Source organism: Actinoplanes sp. TBRC 11911 (assembly GCF_012933445.1).
Taxonomy (GTDB): Bacteria; Actinomycetota; Actinomycetes; order Mycobacteriales; family Micromonosporaceae; genus Actinoplanes.
In genome coordinates, this window is the sequence record NZ_JABBNC010000005.1 from 135,050 (window position 1) to 154,695 (window position 19,646).

16 protein-coding genes are annotated in these 19,646 nt (G+C 71.2%); 10 read left to right on the forward strand and 6 right to left on the reverse strand.

Going from position 1 to position 19,646, the window contains the following annotated elements:
- Positions 1-190: 190 nt before the first annotated feature.
- From HH310_RS45280 to HH310_RS10110, 3 genes are all read right to left on the reverse strand, one after another.
- Positions 191-1,129 carry an RICIN domain-containing protein gene (locus tag HH310_RS45280; RefSeq protein WP_169175195.1) on the reverse strand — a complete coding sequence of 313 codons (939 nt, stop codon included), beginning with the start codon at positions 1,127-1,129 and terminating at the stop codon, positions 191-193.
- Positions 1,130-1,455: 326 nt separating this feature from the next.
- Positions 1,456-3,948 (reverse strand): VIT domain-containing protein, encoded by a 2,493-nt coding sequence (locus HH310_RS10105; protein ID WP_169175196.1) that lies wholly within the window; start codon positions 3,946-3,948, stop codon positions 1,456-1,458.
- Positions 3,945-4,505, reverse strand: coding sequence for a MerR family transcriptional regulator (locus HH310_RS10110; RefSeq protein ID WP_169175333.1), 561 nt, complete (start codon positions 4,503-4,505; stop codon positions 3,945-3,947). The genes HH310_RS10105 and HH310_RS10110 overlap by 4 nt, the downstream gene beginning before the upstream one ends.
- A 55-nt stretch (positions 4,506-4,560) precedes the next feature.
- Here HH310_RS10110 and HH310_RS10115 point away from each other — a divergent pair, with 55 nt between their 5' ends.
- A complete protein-coding gene (locus tag HH310_RS10115; RefSeq protein ID WP_248293862.1) occupies positions 4,561-5,292 on the forward strand; it encodes a cyclase family protein in 732 nt (243 codons plus the stop codon).
- Here HH310_RS10115 and HH310_RS10120 read toward each other — a convergent pair.
- Positions 5,268-7,100 carry an immune inhibitor A domain-containing protein gene (locus tag HH310_RS10120; RefSeq protein WP_312033942.1) on the reverse strand — a complete coding sequence of 611 codons (1,833 nt, stop codon included), beginning with the start codon at positions 7,098-7,100 and terminating at the stop codon, positions 5,268-5,270. The two genes, HH310_RS10115 and HH310_RS10120, sit on opposite strands and share 25 nt — an antisense overlap.
- Before the next feature lie 606 nt (positions 7,101-7,706).
- Between HH310_RS10120 and HH310_RS10125 the strand changes: the two genes are divergently transcribed.
- The 9 genes from HH310_RS10125 (at position 7,707) to HH310_RS43685 (ending at position 16,488) form a co-directional block, all read left to right on the forward strand.
- Complete coding sequence (locus tag HH310_RS10125) at positions 7,707-8,090, forward strand: nuclear transport factor 2 family protein (protein ID WP_169175198.1); 384 nt, start codon at positions 7,707-7,709, stop codon at positions 8,088-8,090.
- Positions 8,091-8,178: 88 nt separating this feature from the next.
- Positions 8,179-8,730 carry a TetR/AcrR family transcriptional regulator gene (locus tag HH310_RS10130; RefSeq protein WP_169175199.1) on the forward strand — a complete coding sequence of 184 codons (552 nt, stop codon included), beginning with the start codon at positions 8,179-8,181 and terminating at the stop codon, positions 8,728-8,730.
- A gap of 23 nt (positions 8,731-8,753) precedes the next feature.
- Positions 8,754-9,386 carry a 1-acyl-sn-glycerol-3-phosphate acyltransferase gene (locus HH310_RS10135; RefSeq protein WP_248293863.1) on the forward strand — a complete coding sequence of 211 codons (633 nt, stop codon included), beginning with the start codon at positions 8,754-8,756 and terminating at the stop codon, positions 9,384-9,386.
- 32 nt (positions 9,387-9,418) lie between these two features.
- Positions 9,419-10,420, forward strand: coding sequence for an SGNH/GDSL hydrolase family protein (locus HH310_RS10140; RefSeq protein ID WP_169175200.1), 1,002 nt, complete (start codon positions 9,419-9,421; stop codon positions 10,418-10,420).
- A 93-nt stretch (positions 10,421-10,513) separates the two neighbouring features.
- Complete coding sequence (locus tag HH310_RS10145) at positions 10,514-11,095, forward strand: VOC family protein (protein WP_248293864.1); 582 nt, start codon at positions 10,514-10,516, stop codon at positions 11,093-11,095.
- A 12-nt stretch (positions 11,096-11,107) separates the two neighbouring features.
- Positions 11,108-11,320 (forward strand): DUF2007 domain-containing protein, encoded by a 213-nt coding sequence (locus HH310_RS10150; RefSeq protein ID WP_169175201.1) that lies wholly within the window; start codon positions 11,108-11,110, stop codon positions 11,318-11,320.
- Between the two features lie 40 nt (positions 11,321-11,360).
- Positions 11,361-12,764 carry a hypothetical protein gene (locus HH310_RS10155; RefSeq protein ID WP_169175202.1) on the forward strand — a complete coding sequence of 468 codons (1,404 nt, stop codon included), beginning with the start codon at positions 11,361-11,363 and terminating at the stop codon, positions 12,762-12,764.
- A gap of 20 nt (positions 12,765-12,784) precedes the next feature.
- Complete coding sequence (locus HH310_RS10160; RefSeq protein ID WP_169175203.1) at positions 12,785-13,564, forward strand: xanthine dehydrogenase family protein subunit M; 780 nt, start codon at positions 12,785-12,787, stop codon at positions 13,562-13,564.
- Positions 13,561-16,488 carry a molybdopterin-dependent oxidoreductase gene (locus HH310_RS43685; RefSeq protein ID WP_169175204.1) on the forward strand — a complete coding sequence of 976 codons (2,928 nt, stop codon included), beginning with the start codon at positions 13,561-13,563 and terminating at the stop codon, positions 16,486-16,488. The genes HH310_RS10160 and HH310_RS43685 overlap by 4 nt, the downstream gene beginning before the upstream one ends.
- On the opposite strand, the gene HH310_RS10170 is transcribed toward HH310_RS43685, so the two are convergent.
- Together HH310_RS10170 and HH310_RS10175 are read right to left on the reverse strand one after the other, a co-directional pair.
- Positions 16,454-18,340, reverse strand: coding sequence for an ATP-binding protein (locus HH310_RS10170; protein ID WP_169175205.1), 1,887 nt, complete (start codon positions 18,338-18,340; stop codon positions 16,454-16,456). The genes HH310_RS43685 and HH310_RS10170 overlap by 35 nt on opposite strands.
- The gene (locus HH310_RS10175; protein WP_169175206.1) at positions 18,337-19,617 is read right to left on the reverse strand and encodes an ATP-binding protein; all 1,281 of its coding nucleotides are present in this window, start codon (positions 19,615-19,617) and stop codon (positions 18,337-18,339) included. Before HH310_RS10175 ends, HH310_RS10170 begins: the two co-directional genes overlap by 4 nt.
- Positions 19,618-19,646: the final 29 nt, after the last annotated feature.

The following is a 19,646-nucleotide window of genomic DNA, read 5'->3' on the forward strand; positions in this document are numbered from 1 at the left end:
ATCGTCCAGGCTCGGCGCTCCGAGAAAGTCGACGCGAGTCCCCTCGTCGGCTTGGGTCGGCTCCGTTCGGCTCCGTTCGGCTCGGCTCCGCTCGGCTCGGCTCGGTTCGGCTCCGCTCGGCTCGGCTCGGCTCCGTTCGGCTCCGCTCCGTTCGGCTCCGCTCGGCTCGGGCCGGCTCCGCGCGGTTCGGCTACGGCAGCGACCAGCGTTGCCTTGCGGAACCGCCGCACGGCAGCACCATCACGCGCGTGCCGCCGTGACCGCCGCCGGACGGATCGGTCAGGCAGAAGCTGTTCGCCGTGTTGATCAGCAACTGACCCGAGGTCCGCCACTTCGTCGTGCCCCGGCTGTCGCACGAGTCGGTGTGAAGGCTCGCATCGAACGACACCTCGGCGCACCTTCCGTTCACCCGAAGCGTGCCGTCGGTCGCCAGCGTGAAGTTCTGCGTTCCGGAACCGTCGCAGCGCGCCACCTCGATGTGGTCGCCGCCGAACGATTCGCTGCTGTCGAGGCACAAGCCGTTCTGGCCGCGGATCGCGCCGGTGCGGCCACTCGCCGGCACCGCCGCCTGCTGCCCGTCGGAAGCCGTGGGCTTGACCGTCGGCTGACCACTCGCGACGGGCGGGTTCACTTTCGTCGGCTGCCCGGTGCCGGCCGCCCGGGTGGCCGGCGCGGTCCTGCCGGGGCCGCCCGCGTCCGGTGTGCTCTCGGTGGTCGTGGTGGCCGCACCCGTCTCGGTCGACGGCTTGGCACTGGTCGGCTGCGGGCCGGTGGCCGCGGGCAGCGGACCGGCCGGAAGCGCCGACGTAGGAGCCCCGCCCGTGCGCAGCGTCGTCAGTCCGGCGACCCCGAGGATGAGAAGCGCGACGGCACCCACGACGGACAGAAGCACAAGCCGGCGCGGGACCGGACGCGTGTGCCGTCCTTCCGGCGCGGCCGGGAGAGCCAGCACGGTGGTCGGCTCGTCGAGGCTCCCGAGCGCACGCTGAGCCGGAACCTCCCGCGTGCCCGCCGCCGGCCACGTCTGGGTCGACTCGTCGTCGTCGGCCGGGGCGGTGCCGGTGTCATGCAGAAGGTACGGCCGAACGAGCAGAGGGTCCCGATCCTCGCCGAGGTTGTCGTCCTTCACCACTCACCTGTCGCGTCAAAGTTGATCGAGGCCAACTTACCCGTACGCGGCGGCGCAGACCGCCCGCCGAACATCCGACTTTCCGCGCGCCCCGGCACGGACCTGCGAATTCGGGTCAAGTCGAGTTACCGACACCACACGCCGTCCCCGGAGTCCGAGCCGGACACTCGCCGCTTGCCGCCGCAAATGATCTTGCCGAACCTACAGCCCCGGACCCGCCACACGCCAGCAGGGCCAACCGCCCAGAACCCGCCCGGATGCCAGCCAGGGCCGACCGGCCCGGCCGCTGCCCTTCAGGGCCCCGCACCGGCCCGGCCCCTAGGCGCCTATCGCTTCCAGAAATCCTTCCTCGCCGCGGTCGGGGTGGCGCTCGGACGCGGGCCATCAGACGCGCTGTCACCAGCGCCGCTAGGTGCTGTCGTGCCTGCTGAGCTGCCGCCCGCGCCGGTGGCTGCCGGGGAGCCTGGCGTGCGTGCTGAGCTGCCGCCCGCGAAGGCGGTCAACGTGTCCACAGCCGCCTTCCATTTGGCGGCCAGCGACGTGTCGCCCGCCTCCAGCCGTGTGATCAGCTCGCGCAGCGGGGCGTAGGCCTCGTCGGGGGTCTGGCCGATCAGGACGCGCAGGCGGCTTGCCAGGTCGTCCAGCAGGTCGCGCCGTTCGCGGCGAGGCTGGTCGGCGGCATCTCGCAAGCGCTCGGCCTCGGTGCCGGCCAGCGTCCGCATCTCGTCGAGCGACACCGCCGGGGAGTCCATGCCGATCGCCTTGGACGCCGCCCGCAGGACCGCGCCGCCCACCGAGCCCACCGGCCTGGTCATGCGGGCGCGCGGCGCGGCGTCGGCGCGGGCCGGCGCGAACTGCGGCGGCGCACCCGGCGCGGGTGGCGACGGCGGGACGACCATGGCCGACGACGAGGCCGCGAGGTTGAACATCATCGGCGTCGCTGATTCCGCTGTCACCTCCCACCCGGACGGGAGCTCGACCGGCTGGATGACACGCCGGCTCTCACCGTTCTGGTTGACCACCCGGTTGTCGATCGCGACGAACGCGGTGAAGCGGCACAGCACGCCGTACCGCAGCGACGTGCCGACGATCCGCTGCTCGAGGCTGCGGTCGCCGGCCGCGTACGCGTCCTCAAGGTCTCGCAGGCGGGCCCGGGCCCACTGGGCTGTCAGGGCGGGCTCGTGGCGCTCCCGCACCTCGACGGTCGTGCGGAACTCCTCGTCGTCGCGGGTGCGCCCGGTGACCGTGAAGGAACCGGTCGCCGCCCCCGAATACCGCCCGCTGATCACCAGCGGCACGCCGGGATAGAGGCCGGGAAGGCGTGCCGGGGTGCGCTCGTCGTCGTGCAGGCGCATGCCACCGGTGGCGGTCACTCGCACGTCGGTCACGACGGGCGCGCCGATCCGGCGATGGATCTTGTCCATCGCGTCGTCCAGCCGGTCCTCGCTCTCGACCAGCTCGGCCCGGCCGGCGCCCAGCGCGGCGAGCCGGCCCAGGAACCCGGCGTTGACGGCTCGGTCGATCCCGATGGTGTGGATGCGGGTCGTCCCGATCAGCGGCGCGATGTCGTGCACGATCTGATCTTCGTTGCCGACCTGGCCGTCGGTGACCAGCACGAGCACCCGATCGCGACCCTCACTGGCCCGAAGCAGGCCGAGCCCCTCGGTGAGCGGCGCGAGAATCTCGGTGCCGCCGCGCGCCTCGGCACGGGCGAGGTGCTCGACGGCGCGGAAGCGATGCCGGTCGCTCGCCTCGGTCAGCTGCCCACCGAGATCTGCGGGGTGGTCGATCTGGTGGTCGAAGGTGAGCACCGCGAAACGGTCCGCGGGTGTCAGCGTGTCGACGATGCGGGCCGCGGCCCGGCGTGCGGCCACCATCTTCCAGCCGCCCATGCTGCCGGAACGGTCCAGCAGGAGCACCACGTCCTTCGGCCGGGGTGCCGCGGCTTCGTCCGGTGGCAGCACGACCAGGTGATACACGCCCTGGGTCTCGTCACCGCTCTCGTCCGGCACGGCGATCGCGGTCTGGGCACCACCCGCATAACCGATGCGCAGCACGAAGTCGCGGTCGGCTCGCTCACCGGGCGCGATCGTCAGCGTGCCACCCTGGTCGGTCACGGTGTGCAGACTGGACCGGACATCACCGAGCGTCAGCCCGGCCGGGTCGATGTCGACGCCGATGGAGAGCCGCAGCGGATTGGGGAAGCCGGGCAGCAGCACCGGCGGCGAGATGCGCGACGCGTCCGGCACCGCGTCGGTGTCGAGCGACTGACCGTCGCCGACCGTGGCGCCGGGCAACGGCGCACCGGGAATGTAGCGAGGGGCGACGACCAGCGGGAACCGGAAGGTGGCGGAGCCGTCCTCGAAGGGCAGCGGCCCGACCAGGCTGAGCTCGACGACGACACGCTCCCCCGGAAGGATGTTGCCGACCCGCATGGTGAAGACGTCGGGCCGTTCCTCCTCGGCGATCGAGGCCCGCTGGCCGGCCGCGATGGCTTGGTCGTACGCCTCGCGCGCCGCACCACGCTCCTGCAGCTCGGCCTCGACCGTGTGCTGGTCGGCGGTCATGGTCATGCCGGTGACAGCGGCCCGGTCGGGCAGCGGAAAGATGTATGTCGCCTCGAGCGCGACGTCGTGAGCGTTCAGGAACTCGGTCACCACGACCGTGCGCGCGGTGAGGCCACTGATGCGGGTGCGCACATCGAGACGGTCCAGCGGCAGGTTGCCTCGGTCGGTGTGCAACCGGCCGAAGCCGGAATCGGGGAAAACGCGGATGCGGCCGAGCTCCTCCGGCCCCATCGGGGTGACGGAAATGGTCATGACGAACTCCCATCGGTGAGGCCACGAGCGGCGAGCAGAGCGATCAAGGGTGCGGCGGCCGCGGTGACGTCGGCTCGGTCGCGGTCGTTCAGGGTCTGCGGGACAAGCAGGATCACACCGCCGTCGAGCGGAACGGCCGTGACCGCGCGGGCTCCAGCAGGCGAAACAGCCGTGACCCCCGGCGCTGGCGCGTCGGCCCAGAAGCGGGCGTGCCGCCCGGACAGCTCGGGCCCGAGCGCGCCGGTATCCGCCATCAACGCCTGCGGCACCTGGGACACCTCGCCGAGTCCCTCCGGGGACAGCCACGTGAAGTCGGCCTGGATCTGCGCGAGGCTGCGACCCTCGGCCTGCAACCGCTTGATCGCGACCAGTTGCTGGAGGTGTCGTGGCCCGTACAGGGCCGTGCGCCCGCGCATGCCGAGCGGCTTGTCCACCAGGCCGATCGTCGTATACCACCGGATGGCCCGGCGGTCGGGCACGTCGCGGACACGGCCATTGGGTGCGCCCGGATACTCGGCCGCCAAGGCCTCGCGCACCTTCTCCACCAGCTCATCCATCGTCCACACGCCGACGAGTTTGACACTGTCATCATGACAGTGTCAAATGACTGGCATGAACGACGGCGATGCGAACGGACGACCGATGCGGCTGATCTCCCTGTCCCACGTCAACGACCCGGCCACCACCAATCTGTACCCCGGCGACCCACCGTTCGAGCTCGAGACCGTCGCCACGATCGAGAAGGACGGCTACTACCTGCGCTATGTCCGCCAGGGCGAGCACACCGGCACGCACTGGGGGGCGCCCGGCCACTTCAACCCGGGCGAGCCACTTGCCGACGAGCTGGACGTCGACGATCTCTTCCGGCCGGCGGTGCGGATCGACGTGCGGGCGCAATGCGCCCACGACCCGGATTACGAGGTCAGCGTCGGCGACATCGAGACGTGGGAGGCCCGGCACGGGCGCATCCCGGACGAGTCGATCGTGATCATCTGGACGGGCTGGGACGCCAAATGGGGCACCGAGCGATATCTCGCCCGCGCCCCCGACGGCGGTATCCACCAGCCTGGCTTCGCGGCAGAGACGATTGACTGGCTGATCAGCACGGGCCGGCTGGGGCATCGCGGCGGCACCGGCACCGACACGTTCGGCCCGGACCCGGGGCGCGACACGACGTACGCGGTTTCCCGGCTCGTCTACCAGCGACATCGGATCAGCCTGGAGATCCTCGCCAATCTCGCCGCCCTGCCACCGACCGGCGCCCACATCCTCTGCGGGGGCCAGATCAACAGGGCCGGGTCCGGCTCCACGGCGCTGATCTACGGCGTACTTCCGCCCGGCTGAAGCACGCCGTTCGCCGTCAACCGATAGGGGGCATATTGCTTCATCAGCTCGGTCGGCTCGTCGTAGGAGACGATCGCGACCACCTTCGGATAGTGCTTGAGCTCCTTGAACTTCGACAGTGGCACGACCTTGGCGCGGTGGCTTCCCAGCCCGGCCAGCGTCACGTGCCAGGCATGCACGCGCGTCGGCACGATGGCGGTCGGCGACGTCCAGCCACGCAGATCGGACCCGTCGGACAGCAACGATCCGCCCAGCGTGATCCTGCCGATCCGCCATCCGCCCTTGTTCACGGCGTCATCACTGACATAGCGAAGACCAATCAAGATCTTGCTTCCCCCGTACGCCCGGAGGTCGTATTTCACCGTGACCGTCGGACCGCTCGCATCCGTCAGCGCGGGTCCCCACGGACCGGGCTGGGTGCGGTCACCGGCGACGGCCCGATAGGTCTTACCGCCGTCGGTCGACACTGTCACATAGGCCCAGTCGTTCCCGGGTTCGAGGCCCCACGCGGTTTCCAGCGTGAGCGTCGGATCCGCAGCCGGCACCGTGACCCGGCGTACGGCGTACGAGTCAAGGTCCGCCCGGTTGCCGGAGAAGAGGGTCCCGCCGGCGACCGTCCAGCCGGACGGCAACGGCGGCAACGTCTCCGCGCCCTCGAAGACCACCGACCTCAGGGGCGTCGGAAGGGGAACGTAATCGGCGCCGTTCGGTGCCGCGCCGGGCGTGTCGTATGCGGACTTGTTGTCCAGGTTCACCGTGGAGCGCAGGCTCGCGGCGGTGATCCGCCGGGCCGGAACTCCTTCGATCACGGCGCCCGGATCGCCCCCGACCTTGTCCACCAGGGTCATGGCCTGGAAGTCGTGCAGCACGTCGTAGACCGACGTGCCGGCGGGCAACGCGGCCTGTACGCCCGCGAGTCCCTGCCGCTCGCCGTCGCGGTGCAGCGCCGTGATGACGCCGGGGCCGAAACGGTCTCGCAGGTAGAGCATGAATTGAAAGGCGATCCCGTAATCGGCGAGGATGCCGTTCGGCGGGTCCTCGCTCCAGAGGTTCAGCGAGTTCTGCGGTCCGCCGCACGCCCGCGGGTTCCTGTTGTACTTGGTCTTCACCGGCCCGAAACCCTGGTAGCAGATCAGATGGGGATCGTTGCCCTGGTCCCGTACTGTCGTGCGGCCGTCGACATATCCGGTGAGGGTCTGGGCGTAATCGGACAGCCCTTCGTTCACCCAGAGCGGCTCCGCCGGGTCGCTGTAGTACTCGAGCAGGTGCTGCCACTCGTGCGCGAAGGTCGCCTCGTACAGGCGCGGCTTCGCCAGACGGTTCGTGCACGGGTCGTCGCTCGGGTCGTTCGGCGGGTTCGCCCCGAGCCGGTGCAACCAGTCGTACGCGTCGAGGGTTATCACGTTGCGGTCGACCAGCTCGTTCATCGCGCGCGAGAAGAAACCGGCGGTGTAGGTGATCACCTCCGGGAAGCGCAGATAGTTCTCGTCGCGGATGTTGTCGACGAGGGTGACCGTCTTGCCGCCGTCGCCGGTGAAGTCGCCTGGGGCGGTCGCGTTCGACCCGGCCCGGTCCGGCGGCACGCGGAACGCTTGCGTCTCCTTTGGATAGATCGTGCCGTCGAACTCGGACACCAGCCCCGCGATCTGGGCGTCGGTCACCTCCAGCGAGCCGCGCCGGCAGTCGTTTTCCGGAAACGCGAGGTCCTGGGCCACCCACACCTCGACGTGCGTCCCGACCGCGCGCAGCGTGAACCGCTTCGGGTAGTACTTGTTCGTGGTGCTGTCCAAAGCGGGCCAGTCACGCACCGCTCCCACCGCCGGCGTGCGCGCGGCCCGTGACCCCGGGGCGGGCCGATACCTCGGATGCTCAGGAAGCGCCCGCCCGGCGAACGTGAACCGCGCGCGATCCAGCTCGCGGACGTCACTGCCGGCCCGGCCGTCACTGCCAGCCCGGACATCGCTGCCAGCCCGGACGTCACTGGCGGCCCCGACGTCACTGGCGGCCGCCACCGATCCACCCGATCCGTGTGCGGGCATCGTCGCACCCGGCATCAGAGCCGCAGCAAGCGAGGTGATAGCCGCAAAAACCACAAACCGGGCACGCTCCATGAAACGAGACGCTACCGACCCCGGGAACGCCGCACGCGCGAAGCGGCGGCCTCTCCCCCACCCGCTGCCCCGCGCCCTGAGCCCTGCGCTCTGACCCGCACGCGTGGCGGGGCGCGGCGGTCGGAGCTGCTGGCGCTCGTTGCGACCTCGGTCACGGAGGCCGATTTGTGGCCGCGCCTGGCGAACGGCTGCGCCTTTTCGACGTGCTCACGGGAGTGGGCGCGACCTCGGTGCCGCGCCTCGACCACGACCACGGGCACGGCACAGCACGGGCGCGGCACGGACACGGGAACGGAGCTTTTTGTGGCGAGTTCGGAACGGCTTGAGCTGGGGATGCGCTTTGGGGTTGCGCTGGCCGAGATGAACGAAGAGGGGCTTCGCGAAGTGTGCACGGAGGATGTCACCTGGTCGATTCCGGGCTCCAGTCGTGTTTCCGGGACCAGCTTCGGCGTCGCGGGGCTCCTTGCGGTCCAGCGGGTTCTTCACGACGCGGGCGTCACGGCCGAGATTCAGCAAGTGCTCTACGGGCGGGACAGCATGGTCGCCATGCTGCACGAGACGGGAAGCAAAGACGGCAAGACGCTCGACGTGATTGTTGCTTCGGTGGTTGAGCTGCGCGGGCGCCGGATCGCTCGCATTACGGCCAACGTCAGCGACGTCGAACAACTCAACCGCTATCTGCGGTAGGGGCCCCGGCGCCACACCCGAGACCGCGTCCGGGGAGAGAACGTGTGAAGCGGTAGACACTGTCTACACCTGCTGGTAGAAACTGCTCATGGAGCTTGAGCGACGCCTTGTCGCCGCCGGCGTCGAGTTGCTTGCCGAGGCCGGGCCGGAAGCGCTTTCGGTGCGGGAGATCGCGCGGCGGGCCGGGGTTTCGCACGGGGCGCCCCGGCGCTACTTCCCCACGCATCAGGCCTTGCTGGCCGCGATCGCCCGCGAGGGCTATCGCAAGCTGGGCGACGTGGTGGACGAGACGATCGGGCGGGACGACGGGGATCCGCGCGACGCGGTGCTGTCGTTCGCGCATCGGTATCTCGCGTTCGCGCGTGACGAGCAGGGGATGTTCGCGCTCATGTTCCGGCACGATCTGCTCACGGGTAACGGGATCGGGCTGCGCGAGACCAGTACGCCGCTGTTCGGTGTGCTGGTGGAACAACTCGACCGGGCCGACGTGCCCGAACCGCGGGTGACCGCGGCGGCGCTCTGGGCGGCACTGCACGGGGTCGCCCAGCTCTCCCAGTGGGGCACGCTCGAGGTCGTCACCGGCTCCAGCGACCCGGACGCCGTCCTGACCACCACCGTCGACGCTCACCTGGGGCGATGATGCTGCCCTCGATGCTACGGCCGATGCTCGTGCCGCTGAGTCGCGTGGCCTTCCGGCCGGATGTGCAAGGCGCCCGCAACGTGCCGCGGCGCGGGCCGGTCATCCTCGCCGCCAATCATTTGTCGGTCGTGGACAGCTTCCTCATTCCGCTGGTGACGCCGCGGCGGGTGTCCTTCCTGGCGAAGCAGGAGTATTTCGAGCGCAGTTTCTTCTCGCGCGCCTTTTTCAGCGGGATCGATGCCATTCCGGTGCCGCGGGGCACTTATCGCGCGGCGCAGGAGTCGCTGGAAACCGCGCTCGGGGTGCTGCGGCTCGGTGGAGCTTTCGGCATTCATCCGGAGGGCAGCCGATCCCGCGACGGGCGGATCTACCGGGGGCGTACGGGCGTGGCCTGGCTTGCCATCGCGTCCGGCGCGCCCGTGGTTCCGGTCGCGTTATGCGGCACCGAGCGGATCCAGCCGATCGGGCAGCCCTATCCCAAGCCGGGCAAGGTGGTCGTGAAGTTCGGTGAGCAGATGTTCTTCGCTCCGCCGGCCGACGGGCGTCAAGGGCCCGCCCGCCGGAAAGCCACCGACGAGATCATGGCGGCGATCGGGGCGCTGTCCGGGCAGGAGGAGGCCGGCGTTTACAACGAACTGTCAACCGGAACGACATAGGAACCGCCACCGCGCGCGCCGAAATTTGAGGCATGATCCGCTTCGCCCGCCGCGCGCTCGGCGCCACCCTCGCCCTCGGCCTGCTCGTGTCCGCCCCGGCACCCGCGTCGGCAGAAGAAGCCCCGACGCAGAACGCGCCGACCCAAGACACGCCGGCACAGAACGCGCCGACCCAAGACGTGCCGGCACAGAACGCGCCGACCGAAGACACGCCGGCAACAGGCGGGGAAGCGCCCCAAAGCATCAAGATCATGCCCCTCGGCGACTCGATCACCTGGGGTGTCGGCACCCCGGCTCACGACTCCTACCGCACCGACCTCTACCGCCGCCTCACCGCCGCCGGACTCAACGTCGACTTCGTCGGCTCGCAGCACTCCGGCACCGGCGCCGACCGCGACAACGAGGGCCACCCGGGCTGGACCATCACCCAGATCTCCGCCAACATCGATCACTGGCTCGACGCGTACACGCCGGATGTGATCTTGCTGCACATCGGCACCAACGACATGACCAGGGGACTCCCGGACCCCACCGGCCACATGGCCACCCTCCTCGACCGGATCCACCGCCGGCTCCCGGACGCGCAGATCTTCGTGGCCAAGGTGACCGGCCTCGGCGTCCTGAACGGCATCGCCGCGCAGGCCGCCCGCACCCGCGCCTTCAACAACGGCGTCGAGCGTCTCGTCGCCGCCCGCGGGCTGCCGTTCCACCTGGTCGATCACAGCCGGACCCGCGGCGTGGCCATCGTCGACCGGGTGCACCCGAACGCGTACGGCTTCCAGCGAATGGCCTGGACCTGGTACCGCGCGCTGGAGCCGACGCTGAACAACACCGGCCGCGACTGGCCCGCCACCAATGACCCGAACCAGTTGCCGAGCGCGCTGCTCTGCCTCGGCGACAAGACCTCCCTTCCCGCGTACGCCCGGGGATGTCACCGCTGGCTCCACAAGCGCGCGCCCGGAGCGATCAACACGCGGGTATGGCAGATGCGCGTCACCGTCAACGGCAAGGGGCGTTGGTACACCGCACCGTGACGCACGGGGTCGGGCCAGGGTGAGTCCCTGGCTCGACCGGCGGCGGATCCGCGAGACGGTCCAGGGGCGAGAAAACGCCACCGGGAGGGCCGCATGAGCACCGACATGAAACTCGAAGTCGTCGTCATCGCCGTATCGGACGTCGACCGATCGACGAAGTTCTACCAGAGCCTGGGCTGGCGCCTCGACGTCACGCCGCCCGGGATCGTCCAGCTGACCCCGCCCGGGTCCTCCTGCTCGGTGCAGTTCGGCGCGTCGCTGACCACGGCGGCGCCCGGCTCGGCCAAGGAGTACCTGATCGTCAACGACATCGTGGCCACCCGCGACGAGTTGGTCGCGGCCGGCGTCGAGGTGGACGAGATCTTCCACGCCACGCCGCAGGGCCCGGCGAGCGGACCGGATCCGGAGCGGCGCAGCTACCTGTCCCGCGCCACGTTCAACGACCCGGACGGCAACACCTGGCTGCTCCAGGAGGTCACCACCCGCCTGCCGGGCCGCATCGATCCAGGTCCGACCGCGTACGCCTCGGCCACCGACCTGGCCGCGGCCATGCGCCGGGCGTCGGTGGCGCACGGCGAGCACGAGAAGCGCATCGGCGCCGAGGATCCGGATTGGCCTACCTGGTACGCGGAGTACATGGTGGCGGAGCAGAGTGGGACCGAACTTCCCCTCTGAGACAGGAGCCCCATGGACGTCGTATCCGTAGCGGTCGTCAACAACCGCATCGAGGCCGAACTGATCGCCGGCCTCCTGCGCAGCAACGGCATCAAGGTCGCGGTGTCCGCCGACGACGCCGGCCAGCAGGAGCCGCAACTGCAGCAGGACGGCGTGCGCGTGCTGGTCGACCCGGCCGACGCGGACGCGGCCCGGGAGATCCTCGCGGAGGCCCAAAAGCCGTAAGAAGGCCCATAAGCGGGTCAACTTCGCCCACCATAGGGGCATGCGTCGGGTGCTGCGCGGCGAGGCTCTGGTGCCGGTCGCCGGTGTGGTCGCGTTCCTGCTCGTCTTCGGCCGGTTCGGCGGCGTCGCGGACCCCGCGCCCGCGGCCCGCTGGCTCGGTCTCGGCGTGCTGCTGGCTCCCGCTTTGATGGCGTACGCCCATCGGTGGTCCGCGGCGTGGGCGGCGGTGCTCGGCGCGATCGTCTGGTCGTCCCTCGCCGCCTCCCCCGCCACGGTCGCGGTCGTCTGGGCGTACGCGCTGGTCGCCTTGGTGATCGCCCGGCGGGAGCGGGCCGGGAGTCCGGAGGTCGTGCCGCACCGCCCGCCGCCGGCCCCGCACGGTCTGCCGCACGTGGCCGTCCCGACCGAGGTGACCGGGTTCGCGCTGCTGGTGGTGTCCGCGCTGGTGGCGGTGCTGATCAACCCGAGCGCCATGGCCGGGTTCGGGCTCGGCTGCGCGCTTCTCGCCCGCGCGCTGCGGCACCAGCGGTCACTGCGGCGGCTGTTCGGCACCCCGCAACCCGTTCATGCGGTACGCGTCGTGGAACAGCTCGGCTACGTCCATGTCCTGCTCGCGGCCCCGGACGGGCAGACCGCCCGGGAATTCGGCTTCCCGGTCGCCGAGCCGGACGTGCCGCCCGACGAGGACGAACCGCACACGGTGGCGGGCACCCTCTACGGCTCGCCGACGGCGGGGAGCTGGTGCGCGGTCGAGGCCGAGGGGCGCGTCCACGTGCCGGTGGGCCCGGTCGGCGAGGTGATCGTGGTGCCCTACGACGTGGTGCAGGGGCTGCCCCGCGAGATCGAGGACGACGAGGAGCAGCTCGTCGACCCGGCCGCGCTGCGACCCGCCGATCACTGTGTGGACGCGGTGACGGCTCGTGAACATCGGATCGCCCCGCAGCGGGCCTGGGCGGCGACGATCGCGATCGGTCTGGGTTCGGCCCTCGCCGCCGGGGAGCTGGCCGTGCTGGCCGGGGTACCGCTCACCGTCATGATCTTGGTGAGCGCGGGGGCCGGGGCCGCCGGATACGAGTTCGGGTGGCGCAGTCAGCTCCGGCCGCGCCTGCGCTGGCACGTGGGCGGGGTGGCATCGGTCGGGTTTCGCGGCCGCGACCGGCAGCCGTGGGCGACCGACAGCGCGGTGGTGTACGACGACGACGGCACGATCGTGCTCACCGCGGGCGCGTCGGTGCTGACCGTGCCGGTGCCCGCGCCCTGGCCGTCGCCGCAGGCGCAGCGCAGCGCGGATCAGCTGGTGGCGGCCCTGCGCGACGCGCGGCAGCAGTCCTTCGCGATCAGCCCGGTGCCGCCGCCCCCGGAGATCGACGTGCCGCACCGGCCGGTCGCCCTGCTGCTCGCCTGGGCACTCTCGGTCGTCGCGACCACCCTGATAGTGCATTGATACCCGCGTAACGTACGGACGTGGACCTGAACACGGTCGCCGAGGTGATCAGCCCCGCCGAGGTGGGTCAGTGGCGCCCGGGCGACGCGTGGCTCGGCGGCGGAACGTTCCTGTTCGGCGAGCCGCGGCCACACCTGACCAGGCTGCTCGATCTGACCGCGGCGGGCTGGCCGGCCTTGACCGTACGCGACGACGGCCTGGAGATCGCGGCGACCTGCACGATCGCCGAGCTCGCCGGCAGCGGCTACGAGATCGCCCGGCAGTGCTGCGACGCGTTCCTGGCCTCGTTCAAGGTCTGGAACGTGGCCACGGTCGGGGGCAATCTGTGCGCCGCGCTGCCGGCCGGGCCGATGATCGCGCTGGGCGCCGCGCTCGGCGGAACGTGCCTGCTCATCGGGCCGGACGGTGAGCGGCGGGTGCCGGTCGCGGAGTTCGTCACCGGGGACGGCACCACCGTGCTGGGTGAGGGTGAGCTGCTGCGGTCGGTGCACCTGCCGGCCGGGGCGTTGCGGGCGCGGACCGCGTTGCGGCAGTCGTCGCTGCACCCGTACGGACGGTCGGCGGCCCTGGTGATCGGCCGGCTCGACGACGACGGATTCACGCTGACGGTCACCGCGTCCACCCGTACGCCGTACGTGCTGAGGTTCTCGGTTCTGCCTTCGTCGGAGATGGTGCAGGTGGCGCTGGCCGAGCGGATCCCGGACGAGGCCTACGTGGACGACGTGCACGGATCGCCGGCCTGGCGACGGCACATGACGCGGCTATCCGCCGAGCGGATCCGGCGGGAGCTGAGCGCATGAGGGTCAACGGTGCCGCCTTCGACGAGCCGCCGCGTGCCGGGCAGTGCCTCCGGACGTACCTGCGGGAACTCGGGTTCTTCGGGGTGAAGAAAGGGTGTGACACCGGGGACTGCGGCGCGTGCACGGTGCATGTGGACGGCGTACCGGTGCATTCGTGTGTGTATCCGGCGTTCCGGGCGCGCGACCGCGAGATCACCACGGTCGAGGGGCTGGCCGGACCGGACGGACTGCACCCGGCTCAGCAGGCGTTTCTCGACGCGCAGGGCTTTCAGTGCGGGTTCTGCACCGCCGGTCTGATCATGACGACGGCCGCGCTGACCAAGGAGCAGCGCGCCGACCTGCCGCGCAGTTTCAAAGGCAACCTCTGCCGCTGTACGGGGTACCGGTCGATCGCCGACGCGCTGGACGGCGTGGTCAACACCGTGACCGAACCGTCCCGGGCGGTGGGGGCCGACCTGGGCGCGCCGGCCGGACCGCAGGTGGTGACCGGGACGGCGCGGTACACGTTCGATGTGGACGTGCCGGGCGTGCTGCACATGAAGGTGCTGCGGTCGCCGTTCGCGCATGCTCGGATCACCACGATCCGGACGGAGGCGGCGCTCTCGGTGCCCGGGGTGGCGGCGGTGTTCACCCACGCGGACGTGCCGGACAAGCTGTTCTCGACCGCGATGCATGAGCTGGTCGACGAGGATCCGGCGGACACGAAGGTGCTCGACGACGTGGTCCGCTATCACGGTCAGCGGGTGGCGGCCGTCGTCGCGACCTCGGAGACGGCGGCGGAGGAGGGGTGCCGGGCGCTGGCCGTCGAGTATGAGGAGTTACCGGCCGTGTTCGACGCGGCCGATGCGCTGCGGGTGGACGCGCCGCTGGTTCATGCGGATAAATCGTCCAATGTGGTGGCTTCGCTGAAGGCGTCGATCGGGGACGTGGCGGGCGGGTTCGACTCGGCGGACGAGGTCTACGAGGAGACATTTCGGACGGCGCGCGTGCAGCACGCCAGCCTGGAGACGCACGGCGCGGTGGGCTGGATCGACGAGGACGAGCGTCTGGTCGTACGGTCGAGCACGCAGACGCCGTTCCTGGTGCGCCGCGAGCTGGCCGATTTGTACGACCTGCCGATGGACAAGGTGCGGGTGATCGCGGGGCGGGTCGGCGGCGGCTTCGGTGGCAAGCAGGAGATGCTGGTCGAGGACCTGGTGGCGCTGGCCGTGCTGCGGTTGCGCCGGCCGGTGCGGCTCGAATACACGCGGGCCGAACAGTTCACGTCGGCCACCACCCGGCATCCGTTCACCGTGACGATGAAGGCGGGGGCGCGCTCGGACGGTGTCTTGACCGCGATGCAGTTGCGCGTCGTGTCGGACACCGGGGCGTACGGGAATCACGGCCCCTCGGTGATGTACCACGGCTGCCACGAGTCCCTCGCCGTGTATCGGTGCCCCAACAAACGCACCGAGGGGTACTCGGTCTACACGAATACCGTGCCTGCGGGCGCGTTTCGTGGGTACGGGCTGGGGCAGGTGATCTTCGCGGTCGAGTCGGTGCTGGACGAGCTGGCGCGGCGTCTCGGCATCGACCCGGTTGACCTGCGCGAACGCAACATCGTCCGGGCTGGCGAGGAGCTGGTCGCGCCGGGCGATCACGCGACCGACTTGACGATTGCGAGCTACGGGCTCGATCAGTGCCTCGACCAAATCCGGAAATTTGATGATTTTTCGGGTGGAGAGGGGGGCGGGCTCGCGGCTGGTGGTGGGCGCGAGGTGAAGGGCGAGCGCGAGGCAGGGAACGGGCGCGAGGCAGAGGGCGGCCGCGCGGCAGGGAACGGGCGCGAAGCAGACGGCGAGCGCGCGGCAGGGAACGGGCGCGAAGCAGACGGCGAGCGCGCGGCAGGGAACGGGCCCGCGGACGAGATGGGGGTGGCTGCGCCGGAGGGGTGGCTGGTGGGTGAGGGCATGGCGGTGTCGATGATCGCGGCCGGGCCGCCCGGTGGGCACTTCGCTGACGCGAGCGCGACGCTGCTGGCCGACGGGCGGTTTGAGGTCGCGGTCGGGACGGCCGAGTTTGGCAACGGCAGCACCACCGTGCACACGCAGATCGCGGCGGACGCGCTGCACACCACTGTGGACCGGATCGTGCTCCGGCAGTCGGACACCGACCTGGTGCGGCACGACACCGGCGCGTTCGGGTCGACCGGCGTCGTCGTGGCCGGCAAGGCCGTGCTGCACGCCGCGACGAACCTCCGCGCGGCCATCGTCGAGCTCGCCGGCGGCCGTGTCATCGATGAGCAGGCGCTCAAGGAGATCGCCGCGCGCGCGGACGGGCCGGTGCGCGCCGACGGGCACTGGGGTGGCAGCCCGCGGTCGGTGGCGTTCAACTGTCACCGGTTCCGGGTCGCGGTCGACCCGCAGACCGGCGAGCTGCGGATCCTGCGCAGCCTGCACAGCGCCGACGCGGGCACGGTGATGAACCCGCTGCAGTGCCGCGGACAGATCGAAGGGGGTGTCGCGCAGGCGCTCGGCGCGACGCTGGCCGAGCATGTCGACATCGATGCGGAGGGCCGGGTCACCACGACCGGCTTCCGCCAGTACCACCTTCCCACATTCGCCGATGTGCCCCGCACCGAGGTCCGCTTCGCCGCTGTCGACGACCCGATCGGGCCGCTGGGCGCCAAGTCGATGAGCGAGAGCCCGTTCAACCCGGTCGCCCCGGCCCTGGCCAACGCGCTGCGCGACGCGACCGGGGTGCGCTTCACCGAGCTGCCGCTGACCCGCGACCGGATCTGGAAGGGCTTGCGAGCCGGTGCCGCGCAGTCGGCTACTGCGGCGCCGGCGGCCATTGCCCAGCCGGCCAGCGACCCGCCGGCCACCGACCCGCCGGCTACTGACCCGCCGGCTACTGACCGGCCAGGGCCGGAAGCGTCATCGTGAACGTGCTCCCCCGCCCCAGCTCAGAGCGCGCCGCCACCGTCCCCCCGTGCCCGGTGACGATGTCCCGGACGATCGCCAGGCCCAGGCCCGGGCCCTGCACGGCCTGGTCCATCGCGTTCGCCGCGCGGTGGAACGGCGTGAACAGCCCGGGCACGTCCGCCTCGGGAATCCCGATGCCGGTGTCGGTGATCGCCACGGTCACGTGCCGGTCGGTCGCGGTCAGCCGGCATTCGAGGCGACCGCCGGACGGGGTGAACTTGATCGCGTTCTCCATCAGGTAACGGATCGCCCGCTTGAGCTGCGGGCCGTCGCCACGCACCCAGGCCGGCTCGCAGTCCAGGTGGCTGCGCAGATCCTTGGCGCGCGCCGCCGCGTCGAGGTCGTGGTGCAGCCCACTGGCCAGCTCGGCCAGGTCGACCGGGAGCGCCTCGGCGTCGCGTACCGCCGAGCGGTCCAGCAGCAGCAGGTCGCCGACCGTGGCCTGGAGCCGGTGGGCGTTGCGCAGCACCACGGCCAGGCTGCGGCGGTGCGCGTCCGGCACGTCGTCCTCGTCGAGTACCATCTCGGTGTAGCCGAGAATGCTGGTCAGCGGGGTCCGCAGCTCGTGCGTCACGGTGGAGACGAACACGTCCTTCTGCTGGTCGAGTACCCGCAGGTCACCGATGAGGCGGTCCTGCTGGCGGCGCAGCCGCTCCTGCCGGACCGCGTGGTCGATCTCGCCGGCCAGCGCGACCAGCAGCCGCTGCTCCTCCTCGGTCCATTCCGGACGGTCGCGGCGCACCAGGCAGATCAGGCCCGCGTCGCCCAGCGACACCGCGACCGCGTCCGATTCCGGCAGCGTGAAGGCGGCACCGGGCCGGGCCGCGCCGATCTCGCGGACCGTGCCGCCGGCCAGCCACAGCGCGGTGGCCGGCCAGGAGATCGCGGCCTCGGCGTCCGCGTCGGCGACGATCCGCACGTGCGCGGTCTCGGCGCCGAACGCGAGTCCGGCCAGCTCGGCGATCTTCGCACCGGTCACGGCGAGTTCCCGCTCGGCCTTCAGTTCGGCGGCGACGGCCTGGACCAGTTCGCTGCCGGCCGCCCGGGCCTGTTCCGCGGCGATCAGGTGTTCGGTGCGTTCGGCCAGGTCGTTGACGCTGTCCGCGACCGCGCGCATCTCGGCCGGGCCGGACGGCGCCACCCGCGCGGACAGGTCGCCGCCGCTGAGCCGGCGCAGGGTGCCCCGGATGTGCTCGAGCGGTGCCATCACATGCTTCTCGTGCAGCATCGCGGTGACCAGGCCGGTGACCAGGATCAGCCCGGCCAGCACCGCGAAGACCAGGTCGGCCACGCGGGCGTCACGGGTCGCGCGCGCGTCCGCGAGCCGCTGCTGCGCCTCGATCGCCGCGCTCACGGCGGCGTTGGCCGTGCGGATCTCGTCGAACATCTCGCGGCCGCGCGCCACCCGCGCGGCGTTGGTGTCCGGCTTGCCGCTACTCACGATCGGGATCGCGTACGAGTAGAGCCAGTCCGCGGTCTTCGAACGTTCGACCGACAGCAGCCGGCGGACCTCGTCGTCGGTCGCGTCGGTCCAGAGCTGCTCGAACGCCGCGTACGCGCCGGCCCGCCCACCGGCGTACGGGGCAAGGAAGCTCTTGTCGCCGGTGAGCTGGAAGCCGCGCACAGCGGTCTCCGCGTCGGTCATGTTCTGCAGCGCGTCGCGGTTGAGCTCGCGGACGCGGGCGATGTCGCGGGCCGTGGTGACGTGGCTGGCGCGCAGGCGGTCGCCGGTGACGAGTTGCACGATCACGAGCGTGACGAAGAGCGTGAGCAGCACGGCGAAGCCGCCCGTCACGCGTTGGCGGACCTTCATCGCGGCACCGCCAGGTCCGCCGCCGCGACGGTGGCGGGCAGCGTGAAGATCATGGTGGTGCCGCCGCCCGGGGTCTCCAGGACGCCGATCCGGCCGCCGTGCCGGTCCACGATCCGCTGGCAGGTCGACAATCCCACCCCATGGCCCGTACGCGCGGACGGGTCCACCTGGGTGAACATGTCGAAGACGCGCCGGCGTTGGGCGGCCGGGATGCCCACACCGTTGTCGGCGATCGTGATCCGCCATTCGCCGGCGCCTCGTTCGGCGCCGATCTCGATGCGACCGGCCCGGTCCGCGCGACGGTATTTGAGCGCGTTGCCGATCAGATTCTGCAGGAGCTGGCGGATCAGGATCGGGTCGGCGTCGAGCACCGGCAGATCGGGCGCGACCACGATGGTCGCGTCGTCGAGCTGACCGCGCAGGTCGGTGATCGCCTGCTCGACCAGCTCACCGAGGGCGGCCGGCTCACGGCGGCACGGCGCGTTACCGGCCTGGGCGTAGGAGAGCAGCGAGCTGATCAGGCGTTGCATGCGGTCCACCGCGCGGGTCGACGCGGCGATACACGCGGTGGCCCGCGGGTCGTGCTCGCCGACGTCGTCGCCGAGGACCTCGAGGTAGCCCTTGACCACGGTGAGCGGGGCGGCCAGGTCGTGGCTGACCACGACGGCGAACTGTTCCAGCTCGGAGTTGGAGCGGCGGAGCTCGGCGATCGTGGCGGCCCGGTCCGCGTGCGCGCGGCGCAGTTCCTCGTGCTTCTCGCGCAGCTCGGTGACCAGTTCGGCGTTGAAGCGGGCCTGCCGGCGGCGCTCGAGCAGGCCCATCACCACGGCGGCCAGGTCGTTCAGCCGGGCGACCTGGTCCTCGGTGAGCTCGCGGGGCTCGTCGTGGAACACACACAGCGAGCCGAGGGCGTACCCGTCCCGGGTGACCAGCGGTGCCGCGGCGTAGAAGGTGACCGTGCCGCTGGTGACCGGCGGCTTGACGGCGTACGCGGGGTCGAGGCGCGCGTCGTGGCGATGCACGAACTCGCCGAGGCGTACGGCACACAGAGATTCCGTACGCCGGACGACGGCGGCCTCGAAGCCGGTGGCGACGAGCGGGCGCTGCACATGCTCGTCGATGATGTGGACGGCGGCGGCGGGGACGCCGGCCACCATCGCGGCCAGGCGGACCACGGGCCGGAGGTCGCCGTCGAGATCATCGCCGGGTTCCGCCTTGTCGAGAAGGCGGTACTGGTGCAGCGCGGCCAGGCGCTGCTGCTCGTAGGCGGTGGTCACGGGCCTGCATTTCGGCTTCCGCCAGGGCC

What these genes read in the sequence shown, in the direction of transcription:
- HH310_RS10105 (WP_169175196.1), bottom strand. Translation starts at nt 3,948, where the DNA reads ATGACCATTTCCGTCACCCCGATGGGGCCGGAGGAGCTCGGCCGCATC.
- HH310_RS10110 (WP_169175333.1), bottom strand. Translation starts at nt 4,505, where the DNA reads ATGGATGAGCTGGTGGAGAAGGTGCGCGAGGCCTTGGCGGCCGAGTAT.
- HH310_RS10115 (WP_248293862.1), top strand. Translation starts at nt 4,561, where the DNA reads ATGAACGACGGCGATGCGAACGGACGACCGATGCGGCTGATCTCCCTG.
- HH310_RS10130 (WP_169175199.1), top strand. Translation starts at nt 8,179, where the DNA reads ATGGAGCTTGAGCGACGCCTTGTCGCCGCCGGCGTCGAGTTGCTTGCC.
- HH310_RS10135 (WP_248293863.1), top strand. Translation starts at nt 8,754, where the DNA reads ATGCTCGTGCCGCTGAGTCGCGTGGCCTTCCGGCCGGATGTGCAAGGC.
- HH310_RS10140 (WP_169175200.1), top strand. Translation starts at nt 9,419, where the DNA reads ATGATCCGCTTCGCCCGCCGCGCGCTCGGCGCCACCCTCGCCCTCGGC.
- HH310_RS10145 (WP_248293864.1), top strand. Translation starts at nt 10,514, where the DNA reads ATGAGCACCGACATGAAACTCGAAGTCGTCGTCATCGCCGTATCGGAC.
- HH310_RS10150 (WP_169175201.1), top strand. Translation starts at nt 11,108, where the DNA reads ATGGACGTCGTATCCGTAGCGGTCGTCAACAACCGCATCGAGGCCGAA.
- HH310_RS10155 (WP_169175202.1), top strand. Translation starts at nt 11,361, where the DNA reads ATGCGTCGGGTGCTGCGCGGCGAGGCTCTGGTGCCGGTCGCCGGTGTG.
- HH310_RS43685 (WP_169175204.1), top strand. Translation starts at nt 13,561, where the DNA reads ATGAGGGTCAACGGTGCCGCCTTCGACGAGCCGCCGCGTGCCGGGCAG.
- HH310_RS10170 (WP_169175205.1), bottom strand. Translation starts at nt 18,340, where the DNA reads ATGAAGGTCCGCCAACGCGTGACGGGCGGCTTCGCCGTGCTGCTCACG.